Origin of the sequence: Bradyrhizobium sp. 141 (genome assembly GCF_023074055.1) — a bacterium.
GTDB lineage: Bacteria > Pseudomonadota > Alphaproteobacteria > Rhizobiales > Xanthobacteraceae > Bradyrhizobium.
This window is the reverse complement of record NZ_JADPKR010000045.1, coordinates 66,611-81,133: the sequence shown is the minus strand read 5'-3', so window position 1 is coordinate 81,133 and position 14,523 is coordinate 66,611. Positions and strand designations below refer to the sequence as shown.

Sequence of the window (14,523 nt, the reverse complement as noted above, 5' to 3'; positions counted from 1 at the left end):
TTAATGAAAAAGGGCGGCCCTCCGGCCGCCCTTTTAGATGCCCGGGTCAGGCCGGGCATGAGGATAGCTGTTGCGTTTTATCCCCTCACGAACACCCCGTCGTGGACCCACACGTATCGCACTTCATGCAGGTCCCATTCCGCACCAGCGTGAAGTTGCCACACTCGCTGCACATCTCGCCTTCGTAGCCCTTGGCCTTGGCCTCAGCGCGGCGCTCGGCCTTGCTGGGGACGGCGGTGGCGGCGCTGCCGGCCTTGCTCCATTGTAGGGCTTCCAGCTTCTCCGTCGGCGAGAGGTCGTGCTGGACTTCCTGCTTCAACGCGATAGCGCCTTCGATGGCGTCGCCGGCGCGGGATGACGCACCGTGCGCCAGGGCCGTGACCTTGCTGCCGCCCGAGGGCGCGCTGTCATTGCCCTGGGTGACCGCGGCGCTGCCGCCGCGCATCACGACGAGGTTGTCAGTGCGGGAGCGGGTGAGGCCGCGCGACACCAGCTTGGAGGCGTGGTGGCCCGCGTCGCCGTCCGGCTCCTTGCCTTCCTCGACGCCCTTGCCGAGCGCGTCGAAGTTCGACTCGGTCGGATCGACATGGGCGAGATCGAAGCGCGACATGTAGCTCACCGCCAGTTCGCGGAAGACATAGTCGAGGATCGAGGTCGCGTACTTGATGCTGTCGTTGCCCTGCACGGGGCCCGCCGGCTCGAAGCGGGTGAAGGTGAAGGCGTCGACATATTCGTCCAGCGGCACGCCGTATTGCAGGCCCAGCGACACTGCGATGGCGAAGTTGTTGATGAAGGAGCGGAGCGCCGCGCCTTCCTTGTGCATGTCGATGAAGATCTCGCCGAGACGGCCGTCGTCATACTCGCCGGTGCGCAGGTACACCTTGTGGCCGCCGACGACCGCCTTCTGGGTGTAGCCCTTGCGGCGGTCCGGCATCTTCTCGCGCTCGCGCATCACGATGATGCGCTCGACCAGCTTCTCGACGATCTTCTCCGAGACCTGGGCGGCACGCGCCGCCATCGGCTTCTCGTAGAGGCTCTCGACCGCGTCGTCCTCGTCCTCGTCGTCGCTGATGAGCTGCGAGTTGAGCGGCTGAGAGAGCTTGGAGCCGTCGCGATAGAGCGCGTTGGCCTTCAGGGCGAGCTTCCACGACAGCATGTAGGCGGACTTGCAGTCCTCTACAGTCGCGTCGTTCGGCATGTTGATGGTCTTGGAGATCGCGCCCGAGATGAAGGGCTGCGCCGCCGCCATCATGCGGATGTGGCTCTCGACAGACAGATAGCGCTTGCCGATCTTGCCGCAGGGATTGGCGCAGTCGAACACCGGATAGTGCTCGGCCTTGAGGTGCGGAGCACCTTCCACCGTCATCGCGCCGCAGATGTGGACGTTGGCCGCCTCGATCTCGCGCTTGGTGAAGCCGACGGCCTGGAGCAGGTCGAAGCCCGGAGCGGCGATCGCCTCGGCACCGATGCCGAGCTGGTCGCGGATGAAATCTTCGCCGAAGGTCCACTTGTTGAAGGCGAACTTGATGTCGAAGGCGGTCGGCAGCGCCTTCTCGACCTTGGCGATGGCTTCATCGGTGAAGCCCTTGGCCCTGAGGGTCGAGGCGTTGATGCCGGGGGCGTTGGAGAGCGAGCCGTGGCCGACGGCGTAGGCTTCGATCTCCGCGATCTCGCTCTCGCGATAGCCGAGCGCGCGCAGCGCTGCGGGGACCGCGCGGTTGATGATCTTGAAGTAGCCGCCGCCGGCGAGCTTCTTGAACTTCACCAGCGCGAAGTCGGGCTCGATGCCGGTAGTGTCGCAATCCATGACGAGGCCGATCGTGCCGGTCGGCGCGATCACCGTGGTCTGGGCGTTGCGATAGCCATGCTTCTCGCCGAGCTCGAGCGCCGCATCCCAGGCCGCCTGCGCGTGGCTGACGAGGTCGGCTTGCGGGCAGGAGACGAGGTCCATCGGCACCGGGTTGACGCTGAGCGCCTCATAGCCGTTGGACTGGCCATGGGCGGCGCGGCGGTGGTTGCGGATCACGCGCAGCATGTGCGCGGCGTTCTTCTTGTAGCCGGGGAAGGTGCCGAGCTCGGCGGCGATCTCCGCCGAGGTCTTGTAGGTGATGCCGGTCATGACAGCGGTCAGCGCGCCGCAGAGCGCACGGCCTTCCTTGCTGTCATAGGGCAGGCCCATGGTCATCAGGAGGCCGCCGATATTGGCGTAGCCGAGGCCGAGGGTGCGGAACTCGTACGAGAGCTCGGCGATCGCCTTCGACGGGAACTGCGCCATCATCACGGAGATTTCGAGCACGATGGTCCAGAGCTGGCAGAGGTGCTCGTAGCCTTCGACGTCGAAGCGCTTGGTCTCGGTGTTGTAGAACGTCAGCAGGTTGGCTGAGGCCAGGTTGCAGGCGGTGTCGTCCAGGAACATGTATTCCGAGCACGGATTGGAGGCGCGGATGTCGCCGGACGCCTTGCAAGTGTGCCAGTCGTTCATGGTGGTGTTGAAGTGCAGGCCCGGGTCGGCCGAGGCCCAGGCGGCGTAACCGATTTTTTCCCAGAGATCGCGCGCCTTCAGGGTCTTGGTGATCTTCTTCGTCGTGCGTCCGACGAGATTCCAGTCGCCGTCCGTTTCCACAGCGCGGAGGAAGTCGTCCTTCAGCGAGACCGAGTTGTTGGAGTTCTGGCCTGAGACGGTGAGATAGGCTTCGCTGTCCCAGTCGGTGTCGTAGGTGTCGAACTGGATGTCCTTGTAGCCCTGCTTGGCGAACTGGATGACGCGCTGGATGTAATTGTCGGGCACGAGGCTGCGGCGCGCCAGCTTGATCTCGCGGCGGAGGGCAGGGTTCTTCTCGGGGTCGAAGCAATCGTCGCCCGAGCCTTCGCAGTTGACGCAGGCCTTCAGCACCAGCTTGAGGTGCTTCTGGTTGATCTTGGATCCCGTGACGAGGGCGGCGACCTTCTGCTCCTCCTTCACCTTCCAGTCGATATAGGTCTCGATGTCGGGGTGATCGGCGTCGACGACGACCATCTTGGCGGCGCGGCGCGTAGTGCCGCCGCTCTTGATCGCGCCGGCGGCGCGGTCGCCGATCTTGAGGAAGCTCATCAGGCCGGACGAGCGGCCGCCGCCGGAGAGCTTTTCGCCTTCACCGCGCAGGCGCGAGAAGTTGGAGCCGGTGCCGGAGCCGTATTTGAACAGGCGGGCCTCGCGGACCCAGAGGTCCATGATGCCGCCCTCGTTGACGAGGTCGTCACCGACGCCCTGGATGAAGCAGGCGTGCGGCTGCGGATGCTCATAGGCCGACTTGGACTTGGTCAGCTTGCCGGTGAAGGGGTCGACGTAATAATGGCCCTGGCCGGGGCCGTCGATGCCATAGGCCCAATGAAGTCCGGTGTTGAACCATTGCGGCGAGTTCGGCGCGACCATCTGCATGGCGAGCATGTAGCGGAGCTCGTCGTAGAACGCCTGCGCGTCCTCGTCGGTCGAGAAATACTTGCCCTTCCAGCCCCAATAGGTCCAGCAACCGGCGAGGCGGTCGAACACCTGCTTGGCGCTGAGCTCGCTGACATAGCGCTCTTTCTCGGGCAGCGCGGCGAGCGCGTCGGTGTCGGGCACGGAGCGCCACAGGAAGGAGGGAACGGATTCCTCCTCGACCTTCTTCAGGCGCGCGGCAACGCCGGCCTTGCGGAAATACTTCTGGGCGAGCACGTCGGAGGCGACCTGCGACCACTCGGTCGGGACCTCGACGCCGTCCATTTTGAACACGACCGAGCCGTCGGGATTGCGAATCTCCGACGTGGTCAGGCGGAAATCGATTCCCGCGTAAGGTGACTGTCCTACCGTGGTGTGGCGCCGCTCAATCCGCATGGTCTTGCCCCGTCCTTTATCTTTGACCTGTCTCGCCCCTCGTTGAAGGCGTGCCGGGTCGACATTTCGTTTCGCGAGTCCTTCTGGCCGTTCGGCCTCGGGCATCGCAGTTCAGCCGGTGGACCCGGCCCTTGTTCTCCCGACGCGATTCCTCGATGCGTGCATCGATCATCCGCCGGCATGCCTTGCACCATCCGCCCCCAAGGGGATGGGCCCGACATGCGTTCAACGCCCCACAGTCACTTCAACAATTGCCATGCGAGCCTGTTGCCGGCCCGTTTTGGCGCCCGAAGAGTCCGCATTTCGCGGGCAGACAAGCCCTCATCCGCTGCCTTTGGCTGGCGGGCGGAGTGACGATTTGCGAGACCCTTTGGGGGAGTGCCGGCGGGACGCAAACTCACTCGCGCCGAACGGACCGAAAGCTAGGACTCTCCGTTGCGCCCGTCAAGAACTAGTGCGAGTTCCTGAATCAAATACTAAATATGGTGGATTGCGGGGGATAACAGGGGGCAAGCCCGCGCCTGTTGTGGAGCCAAGTATCAGTGAGTCCTCAGGGATTCCCAACTGAAAAAATTTGCATCCCGTGGTGATGCGGGAGCTTCATCCCGCTGTTCACAGGGCAGGTATATTTTTGGGCAATGGGGTTGCGCCAGCAGGACTCACGTAGCCTTACGGAAGGTGAGGGCAGGCATGCCCGCCGGGGTGGTGGTTTGGGCAGCGAATCCGCGCCAAGCTGACCCTCGATTTTGCCGGACTGCCCTCATGCTTGATTCGACTCGCCGGGATGCGCGACCGCGCATCGCCCCGGCCGGCCTGATGTTCCTCGCCATCACCTCGATCGGCTGGGGCTTCAACTGGCCGGTGACCAAATTCCTGCTCTCCGAGCTGCCGCCGCTGACGCTCCGTGGCGTGACCGGGGTGCTGGGCGCGCTCCTACTTGCGGCGCTGGCGGTCATCCGCCGGCAGAGCCTGCGCGTGGAGCCGGGGATCTGGCCGCGCCTCATCACCGCCGCCGTCCTCAATGTCACCGGCTGGATGGTGCTGATGGGGCTGGCGCTGCTCTGGCTGCCGGCGAGCGAAGCGGCGCTGATCGCCTACACCATGCCGGTCTGGGCCTCGATCATCGCCTGGCCGGTGCTGGGCGAGCGGCCGACGCTGCTCCGCACGCTGGGGCTGGTGATGGCCTTTGTCGGGCTCGCCTCGATCATGGGCGGCAACGGCATTGCCGCCAGCGTCGAGAAGCTGCCGGGCATTGTCATGGCGCTGTGCGGCGCGCTGGGCTTTGCCATCGGCACGGTGTTCTCGAAGAAGTACCCGATCCATCTGCCGCCGATCACGGCCGCGGCCTGGCAGATCGGGATCGGCTGCCTGCCGATCTCGATCATTGGCCTATGGATCGAGACCACGCATCTGTCGAACGTGACGCCGCTCGGCTGGTGGCTGCTGGTTTATTCGACCGTGGTGCAGTTCTGCATCGCCTATGTCAGCTGGTTCGCAGCGCTCGCCCGCCTGCCGGCATCCGTGGCCGCGATCGGGACGATGGCGGTGCCGGTGATCGGCGTGGTGGCGTCAGCGATCGCGCTGCACGAGCCGCTGGGGCCGGGACAGATCGCGGCGCTGGTCTTCACGCTGGCGGCGGTGGTGCTGGCGACGCGCTAGCCATCCGGACGCCTGGTATCAGTGGTCCTGAGGCTCTTTCTCCCGTCGGCGTTGTCCCGAGCCCTGCGGTTTCAACGTTGGGTCAGCAGGTGCGACAGCAAAGACTTCGAGGGCCTGGTCGTAGCCTTTGATGGTCCGCTGTCCGAGCGATGCCAGCGGAACGCTATCCCTTACCCTTCCAGCGATAGTAGGATCAGCCAGGATCTGCGCGTCGTTCGCGAGATTGCAGAGCCGCGACGCCAAATTCACCACGGCTCCCATCGCCGTGTAGTCCAGCCGACCGTTATAGCCAACCGTTCCTACCGTTGCCGGTCCCATGGCAACGCCCACACCAAAGCCGATCGCGTGGCCTGCGTCGCACCATTTGCCGGCGAGTGACTGCACCGTCATTTGCAGGTCGATCGCGAGTAGGACCGCTTGAGTTGCCGGCTGTTCGCATGCGACCGGGGCATTGACCAGGAGCATGACACCGTCGCCGTCAAAGCCGATGAGCGTAGCCTCGTGACGAGTCGTCACGGCGCCGACGGCCTCGTAGTACTCTCGCATGACGGCCATGATGACATCGGGTTCATTGCGCGTGGAGAACGCCGTGAAGCCGCGTAAGTCGCCAAAAATGACCGCCACTTCACGTCGCTGCCCTTCGAGCAGTTCATGAGAATGCTCGACCAATTCGGCGACCTGTGATGGCAGGAACTGCTTCAGCCGTTCGATCCGCGCAGATTTCTGCTGCGAGATCGCCAGTTCAGAAGCCATTTCATTGAAGCGCAACGCCAGATGCTGCAACTCGTCGCCGCTGAAAATTTTGATGCGATGCTCGAATTGTCCGGTTCTGATCCGGTCCACGCCCTCTTCTAGTTGCTTGATCGGGCCGGACATCCTGTGCGCGCGCCAATAGGCGAGCGCCAGCGCGATAAGAACACCAAGGGCAATGAGAATTGACGAGCGCCACAACGCCGCGCGAATTGAAGCAAAGGCTTCCGAAGCCGGCTGCATCGCGACCACAGTCCATCCCACATCGGCGGTCTGAACGGATAGCGCCACCACCGGGTTGCCTTGGTCCCCGGTTATCACCGCCGCTCCGCTCACCGCGCCAACGAGATGCTTGATCCGGCCGAAACTGCCCGAGCTGGCGCGGCCACGCAGAACCAGACTGATATCGGGATGTGCGATCAGATGACCCGAGTCATCGACGACAATGGCGTAGCCGGTCTCGCCAATTCTAATGGCTGCGATGACATCCCAGATCAGCTTCAGATTGACCTCGGCGATCGCAACCCCCGCGGCCGGTAGGCTCCCGGCAACCGCGATTCTCATGTAAGGCTCCGAATCTCGCTGGTACTGAACCGGTCCGTACCAAACCTTGTTGGCGCGTGCGCCGAGAACAGCGGCATCCGCAGACATATCGATGCCGCGCCCAATCCTGTTCAGAAGCAGCCTGGAAACGAAGACCCGTTCGGTGCCGGTCTCATCCAGAAGCGAAACCGAAACGATTGCAGGCACCTGCTGGAGGAGGCGCAAGGCATCGATCTTATGTTGTGCATCGTCTCCCGCAGACCAGGGAAGCTGCACCATCCAACCCAGCTGATCTCGGATGCCATCGGTGAACGCCTCGATCCTGTCGGACGCCGCGCGAGCATCGGCCTGCAGCACCGCGCTGATCTGGCGACGCTGGTCTCGGTAACCGAAAGAAGCCTCGACGGCCGCGCCGAGTATCAGAGGCACAACCGCAGCGACAAACAACGTCGCGAAGTACTTGCAGAACAGCGAACGACGCGGGGGCATCGCACACGAAGAGGACTGTGCAGGACCGTCCATCATAACTACTCTCAGGAGATCACCTTGCTGGCGCGAAACAGGATCGACGACACATCCAGGTCGATACCCAGAAGCCTGGCTGTCTTCAGATTGACTGCCAGTTCAAACTTCTCGGGGCGCATCACCGGAAGATCTGACGGATTTTCACCGCGCAGGATGCGATCGGCATAAGTGGCAAGCCGAAAATAGGTCGTGCGCTGGTTTGCGCCGTAACTCAAGAGACCTCCAGCGTCACAATATTCAGACCAGCCAAACATCGAAGGCAGCCGGTGTGCGATTGCAAACTCCGCAATCTTCTCACGCTGTACCAGCGTCACAACATCGGGAAACACGAGGAGAGCATCCGCGTCCATCTTGCCGGCAGCCATCAACCCACTCTCGATTTCGCGAGCGCCACAGAACGGAACGTAGGCTGCCTCAATGCCGAGATTCCGGCACGACTCCAAAGTCGCACGCCATTCCAGTGGCTCTCCCGGATGATCCGTGTTCGAGAAGACCGCCAGTTTTCGCAGCTTTGGATAAATGTCCTTGAGCAGCTCAACGCGCTTTCCTGCCAGCTCGAGCGACAGGAACGTGCTGCCGGTGAAATTGGTGCCGGGGTGAGCAAGGCTCTTCACCACACCCAAAGCGACGGGGTCACCGCTCAATGCAAACAGCACGGGGATGTCGGTGACCGCAGTCATGACGCGTGTCGCCGGACCGCTCGAGACTACAAGGTCCATATCCCCTCGCTGCAACTCGGAGACGATCTTGCGCAGTGCCTGCGGATTTCCAGGGGCATAATGCGTCTCGAAGGTTACGGTCTTGCCCTCGACGTATCCCAGCGCGCGCATTCCCTCGCGAAAGCCGTCCAGGAAGGGATCCGGTTCGGACTGAGTTGAGACCCAGAAGATGCGATGCAGCTTGGCTCCGCCCTGCGCCCGTGCGATCGCAGGCCAGGCCAGTCCTCCACCAATCAACAAGATGAACTCTCGTCTTTTCATGCGAGCACCTGCCGAAGCTGCGCCGTCAATTCCGGCCGCAGACCAAGATCCTAGCTTTGCATCTGGTGACTGCGCTCGGTATCGCGCTCCGCAAGCGGACTGTCGCGACACCGGCTCCAACATTTGTCGCCGAGAGCATGCTCAGAGTTGGGCTGGTGAGACGATTTGTCCTTGAGATGCGCTTGATTTTTGCTTGAGACCGGCCCGATCGAGATCAAAAGGGCCTTCCTCGTTGCATAGCGCGGTGTCGCAACACCTCCGACGCGGGATCCGGGCGAGCTAGGCGCCTAAAGAGGACAACCGGAACTCACGTCCGGAGCCACCTCATATGTGGTGTAACTGCAGCGCGCCTTCGGCAGTTCACGCGCTAGCCCGCCGCCATCCCCCCGCCATTCAGCGCCTTCCTGATCATCTCGGCGAGCTGGTTGCGGCGGTAGGGCTTTGTCAGCAGCATCACGCCGTCGTCGAGCTTGCCGTGGTGGACGATGGCGTTGTCGGTGTAGCCGGAGGTGTAGAGCACCTTCAGTCCGGGACGCAGCTCGGCGACCTTCTCGGCGAGCTCGCGCCCGCTCATGCCGCCGGGAATGACGACGTCGGTGAAGAGCAGATCGAACGGCTCGCCGGCGTCGATCAATTCCAGTGCCGACGGGCCGTCGGACGCGGCCACCGTCTTGTAGCCAAGGCTCTGGAGCTGCGCGGTGACGAAGTTGCGCACGAGATTGTCGTCCTCGACGACGAAAATGGTCTCGGCGCCGCCTTCGGCCTGCGGCGCGACGGCCGCTGCCACGTCCGTCGTGCCTTCGCCCGGCGGCAGATAGAGCTTGATCGTGGTGCCGTGGCCTTCCTCGCTGTAGATCTTGATGTGACCGCCGGACTGCTTGACGAAACCGTAGACCATGGAGAGGCCGAGGCCGCTGCCCTTGCCGACCTCCTTGGTGGTGAAGAACGGCTCGAAGGCCTTCTGCTGAGTCTCCACGGACATGCCGGTGCCGGTGTCGCTGACGGCGAGCATGACGTAGGGGCCGGCCACCACGTCGGCATGGGCCTGCGCATAGGCCTCGTCCAGAACGACGCGATGGGTCTCCAGCAGCAGCTTGCCGCCGTTCGGCATGGCGTCGCGGGCGTTGATCGCCATGTTGAGCACGGCATTGGTGAGCCGGGACGGATCGATGTGGGCGGTCATCGGCCCCGGTTCCAGCACGGTCTCGATCTGGATCTGCTCGCCGAGGGTGGGGCGCAGGAGTTTTGCGATGTCCGCGATCGCGGCGTTGATCTCGATGTTGCGCGGCTGCAGCGGCTGCCGGCGCGCAAAGGCGAGCAGATGCTGGATCAGCTCGGCGCAACGCTCGGCGGCATCGTCGATCAGCCGTGCCGCGCGCTGAAGCTCCGGCTGCTGTTTCAGGCTCGCCACCAGCGTCTCCGTGTTGCCGGAGATCACGGTCAGCATGTTGTTGAAGTCGTGCGCGACGCCGCCGGTCAGCTTGCCGATCGCATCCAGCTTCTGCGACTGGTACAGCTGCCGCTCGGTCTCGCGCGACATGGTCGCGTCGTGATAGACCAGCACCGCGCCGGAGATCTCGCCTTGCCCGTCCAGCATCGGCCGGCCGCTGATCATGAGATGGCGGGGAGGATTGCCGCTGTGCGGGCGGACGATCATCTCCATTTCCTCGAACTTCTCGCCGCGCAGCACGCGCACCGAGGGCAGCTCGTCCGCCTTGAGCGGCGTGACGCCGTCGCCGCGAAATACGTCGGACAGCGCGCGCAGATTGCGCAAGTTCATGCCGGCGCGATGCAACAGCATGCGCTCCGCGGCCGGATTGGACAGCAGGACATTGCCCTCGACGTCGATGACCAGCACCGCCTCCGCCATGCTGTGAAACGTGCTTTGCAGCACGTTGACCGACAGGCGCAGCTCGTCATGCGCGGTGACCAGGTGCTCCGTGCGTTCGGCCACCGCTGCGGCGAGTGCCTCCTTGGCGGCCGTGGTCTCGGTCAGCGTGCTCTGGAGCTGCACCGTCGCGCGCTGGCTCTCGCGCATCACCAGCCCGACCAGCAGCAGGATCAGCATGGCGCCGGCGACGTCGATGCCGAGCAGCACGACGCCGGTGCGGCGCGAATCCTGGGAGCGCGCGGTGAGCAGGCGTTCTTCCTCCACGCTCAGATGGTCGAGATTGCCCATCACCGTGTCCATGAGGCCGCGGCCTTCGGCCTTGCGGTTGAGCGCGGTAATGCCGGCCTCGTCGTTCGCCGCGCGCAGGCGCATCGCTTCGGCCGCGATCTCGACCCGGCGCAGCGCCAGCAATTCGGTGCCCTCCAGCAGCGTGACCTGATCCGGATTGTCGCGCACGCCGCGCTTGAGCTCGGCGAGGGCCGGTGCGATCTCGGCGTGGACCGCCTGGAATTCGGCGCTGAAGGCCGAGCTGCGGTAAAGTTCAAAGCCGCGCGCGGCACTCTCGGAGCGGCGCAGCAGCACGCGCAGATCGGAGATCTTCTTCTGCACCTGGACGGCATGATTGATCCACGCCGCATCGGACCGCGACTTGACGTCGAGGGCGATCGAGGCTGCCGTGATGATCAGGAGGATGGCAAGTCCAGCACCGAGAATGACGCGCTGCGTTGGAATCAAGGGGATTCTTTCTTGTCCTTCGGCTGCGCGCTCTCGCCGGCGAGGCATTCCCGGATCGTGGTCAGCAACGCTTCGGGCGTGAACGGCTTGCGCAGGCAGCGTGTTGCGCCGAGCTCCAGCGCCATGCGGAGGAAATCGGGAGAGGGCGAGGCGGATGAGGCGAAGGCGTAGCCGGACATCGCGATCAGCGGAGTAGCCGGCGCGCGCTCATGGAAGATGCGGATGGACTCGAAGCCGCGCATATGCGGCATGAAGATGTCAACCAGCATCACCTCAAAGGCCTGCGCTTCCAGCGCAGCCAGTCCTGTTTCGCCACCGTCGGCCAGCGTGACGTCGAAGCCCTGACGTTGGAGGAGGACCTCGATGGTCGCGCCGACCATCGGATCGTCATCAACCACGAGAACGCGCGGCATGACACTTCCCAGTAGATCGAAGTCCCCACTCTGATTGGTGATATCCGCGAATCGTGTGTCGGGTCAATTTTGGATTGGATCAGGGTAGATATGCACGGTGCGGTGCATAGAGGTCCGAGTTCCGCCCGGCGAAAACCGCGAAGCGGCGCCGCGGTCTCGCCGCGAGGCTACGCGGATGTTTCGTTCCATGACGTCCAGATGTCGGAGCCGCAATGGCCGGCGAGAAGCGGCCGATGTCGCGCAGGCGACCTACCAGGAGTAGCGGACAACGCCCTTGCCAGCATAGCTGCGCATTGCATCCGCGAATTCGCCTTCGAACGTTGCGGCGGCGGACCAGCCGTTCATCCACCGCACCTCGGCCGATGCGCTCGTCAGTGCGAAATCCCGCGGCTGGGCCGCGCCGTTGACGACGAAGCTTGCGCCCGGCAATGCCTGGAACGTCGCAGTGGCCGCGCGGTCGGCGTTGAAATCATGCGCCCAGGCTAGCCGGCCGCGCAGCGTCAGCATCGCACCGGCCAGGGCATAGGACTTGTCGCTGCGAAACCCGAGCTCGCTGCGACTGTCGGCAATGCTCTTCGAACCATAGGCGAGCGCAAACGCCGGGGTGCCCGCCAGCGCCGACTCTACGTAGGCAGGCAGATCGAACGTGGTGAACTGACCCGCAGCGTAGGGCGCCAGGCCGAGGCCGCCCAGCCAGGGCGTCGCAAAGCGATAGCCGCCCTCGACACGGCCCGAATAGGCATTCGCATTGAACTCGGCGCGCAGCCGATCGACGCCCGCGATCGTCACGAGGCGGTCCGTGGTGATGTCCTGATAGCCGTAGGCAAGCGCCGCCGAGACATAGGCTGGACCGGATCTGTGGCGCACGAACGCGCCGGCCTGAAACAGATCGGATCGACCGTAGCCGCTGTTCTCGACGGAGAAGCTCGTGCCACCGCCTGCGAGCGCGAAGCCGGCGACCGTATCCGGAGAAAAGCGATAGTCGGCGCCGACGGCGACGCCCGCAAGGCGGCTGGTCGAAGTGTTGCTGCCGAGCGCCGTATGTCCGTCGGTCGTCTGCGCGCCGCCGAAGCCGGCCGCCCATACGCTCCAGCGGGGATCATGGACCCGCGCGACAGGCGCCTTCGCGAACATCACGGCATAGGCGTCGCGTTCGGGCCGGGATGTCCCACGGCGTGCATCGCTGGCCGCGAAGGACGACGTCGCCGAGGACGTCGCCGTCTCGCCGCGTCCGGTGATGAACGGATCGGTGAGGATGCCCATGAACTGGTTCATGGCGTTGAACGTCGCCTGCTGGCTGCCGGTGGCGGCCTCGCCCGAAGCCTGGGTCAGGCCGCCCGGAGTCAGCATGCTGTAGACCGCGGGAATGCTGCCGTTGGCATTGAAGAAGCTCGTCAGCGCGTTGCCGACGTTTTGCTGGTTGGCATTGAGACCGCCCGGAATGGCGAAGTTTAGAACCAGGTTGAGATAGACGTCGTTGGCATCGTAGCTCAGGCTCGTGCTGAAGTTGGGCGACAGGTTGGTGGTGAGAGCGCCGAATGTGCCGCTGACGCCACCTGCGGCGGTGAGGATCGTGTATTGCTTCGAGACGTAGCTCCCTGCTGCGAACGATGCCTGCACTGCCGCCCCGCCGAGCGTAGCGCCGCCTGTGGCATTGGTGCGGTCGGAAGAGGACGGGGAAACTTCGATCAGATAAGTCGATGCCGCGGTGAGAGAAAGGCTGCCGGCAACGGTCAGCGTTCCAATCGAAGTACCGGGCGCGAGCGTACCGCCGCTGACGATGACGCTGGCGACGGTGCCGGTGCCGCCGAGTGTGCCGCCCGAATTCACGGCGATGCCGCTCGCGGGCGAAATGTTGCCGTTGACCAGCAATGTGCCGCTGTCCACGTTGACCGGACCGGCAAAGCTGCTGGTGCCGGTCAAGCTCCAGGTGGAGTCGCCGACCTTGTTGAAGGTGCCGAAGCCGCGATACTGCCCGGTTGGATTGATTTGCGAGACGTCGAAGGTCGCCGCGCCGCTGCCGCCGAGCTGAAACGTGTCGGCGCCAGTACCGATTGCCGCGCCCGAGATGCTCGATCCGGGCCCCAGCGTGAGGGTATTGCCAGTTCCAGCGAAGAGAATGGCGTTGATGGCCTGTGTGGTGCCATCGAATATGACGGCGCTGAGGCTGCCAGCATTGTACATCGAGACGCCTCCGCCGATGGCCTGGACACCGTAGACGAAGCCGCTGATCGTTCCGGTGTTGTAGATCACGCTACCCGAACCGACAGCGACCGCTGCCTGGCCGCTGCTGGTGACGGTGGCGCCGGCGAAATTGTTGATGGTCGAATTGGAGCCTGCGCCGATACCGGCCTGGGGGGATGCCACGGCGGATCCCACGGCGGCGATCGTGCCATAGTTGGTGACAAGGCCGGCCTGGTTGATCTGTACGCCATAGGCTCCTCCAGTAATGCTACCTCCCGCGGAGTTCGTGATCGTGCCGCCGGCGAATGCGGAGGCACCACTCGCGTTCGTGCCCGCGATGGTCCCGTGGTTCGTGAGGTTCAGCGTCGTGCCGGAAACCCCGTACGCGGTCCCGGTGATCGTCGCGCCAGCGTTGTTGGTGACGGTGGTCTGCCCCAGTCCGTCAATACCAAAACCAGAGGCCTGAATGGTGCCCGAATTGGTGACGGTAAGCGGATCGGTGCCGGCCGTGGCGATGCCGGACTGATCGCCTGCGATGGTCGCACCGGCGCTGTTGATGACGGTCCCCCGGCCGAGATAGATACCCCGCGCGTTGGCGGCCGTTCCGGAGACCAAGGCGCCGCTCGCGACCGTGACGGTCGCATTCTCTGCACCGGTGCCGTAGCCGTTGACACCAGCGCTCGTTCCCGGCGCGCCTCCGCCCTGATTGAGGGTCGTTCCGGTGCAGGTTGCGACGAGGTTCGATTGGCCTGCCGCCTGCGGCGTGCAATCCGCCTGAGCCGATTGGCCTGCCAGCAGTGCTGCCGAAAGGATCAATGAACCTGCGAAATACCGAGTGAGGAGACGCTCGCGGCGCCTGGCGCAACGGCCCATCGCGGCCTTGGAGATCTCGCGGTGTGCCTGTGCCATTGCCATTTCCCAGTCTTCTTCCAAACCTGTGCAGGTGTCCCGACTCGCCCGAGCGCAACCGTCGGTGACGTGGATAGCGAA

The 14,523-nt window shown here is 64.1% G+C and carries 7 protein-coding genes; 1 reads left to right on the top strand and 6 read right to left on the bottom strand.

Annotated features, from left to right (window positions below):
* Positions 1–85: 85 nt before the first annotated feature.
* A complete protein-coding gene (locus IVA81_RS12540) occupies positions 86–3,853 on the bottom strand; it encodes a vitamin B12-dependent ribonucleotide reductase (protein ID WP_247316918.1) in 3,768 nt (1,255 codons plus the stop codon).
* 762 nt (positions 3,854–4,615) lie between these two features.
* Between IVA81_RS12540 and IVA81_RS12535 the strand changes: the two genes are divergently transcribed.
* Positions 4,616–5,512, top strand: a complete 897-nt coding sequence (locus tag IVA81_RS12535) for a DMT family transporter (protein WP_247316916.1) — start codon at positions 4,616–4,618, stop codon at positions 5,510–5,512.
* An 18-nt stretch (positions 5,513–5,530) separates the two neighbouring features.
* On the opposite strand, the gene IVA81_RS12530 is transcribed toward IVA81_RS12535, so the two are convergent.
* The 5 genes from IVA81_RS12530 to IVA81_RS12510 form a co-directional block, all read right to left on the bottom strand.
* A complete protein-coding gene (locus IVA81_RS12530) occupies positions 5,531–7,330 on the bottom strand; it encodes an adenylate/guanylate cyclase domain-containing protein (RefSeq protein ID WP_247316900.1) in 1,800 nt (599 codons plus the stop codon).
* An 8-nt stretch (positions 7,331–7,338) separates the two neighbouring features.
* Positions 7,339–8,310: an ABC transporter substrate-binding protein gene (locus IVA81_RS12525; protein WP_247316898.1), complete on the bottom strand. Its 972-nt coding sequence runs from the start codon at positions 8,308–8,310 to the stop codon at positions 7,339–7,341.
* A gap of 367 nt (positions 8,311–8,677) precedes the next feature.
* Positions 8,678–10,936, bottom strand: coding sequence for a CHASE3 domain-containing protein (locus tag IVA81_RS12520; protein ID WP_247316897.1), 2,259 nt, complete (start codon positions 10,934–10,936; stop codon positions 8,678–8,680).
* Positions 10,933–11,349, bottom strand: a complete 417-nt coding sequence (locus tag IVA81_RS12515; protein WP_247316888.1) for a response regulator — start codon at positions 11,347–11,349, stop codon at positions 10,933–10,935. Before IVA81_RS12515 ends, IVA81_RS12520 begins: the two co-directional genes overlap by 4 nt.
* Before the next feature lie 249 nt (positions 11,350–11,598).
* Positions 11,599–14,442, bottom strand: coding sequence for an autotransporter domain-containing protein (locus IVA81_RS12510; RefSeq protein ID WP_247316880.1), 2,844 nt, complete (start codon positions 14,440–14,442; stop codon positions 11,599–11,601).
* Positions 14,443–14,523: the final 81 nt, after the last annotated feature.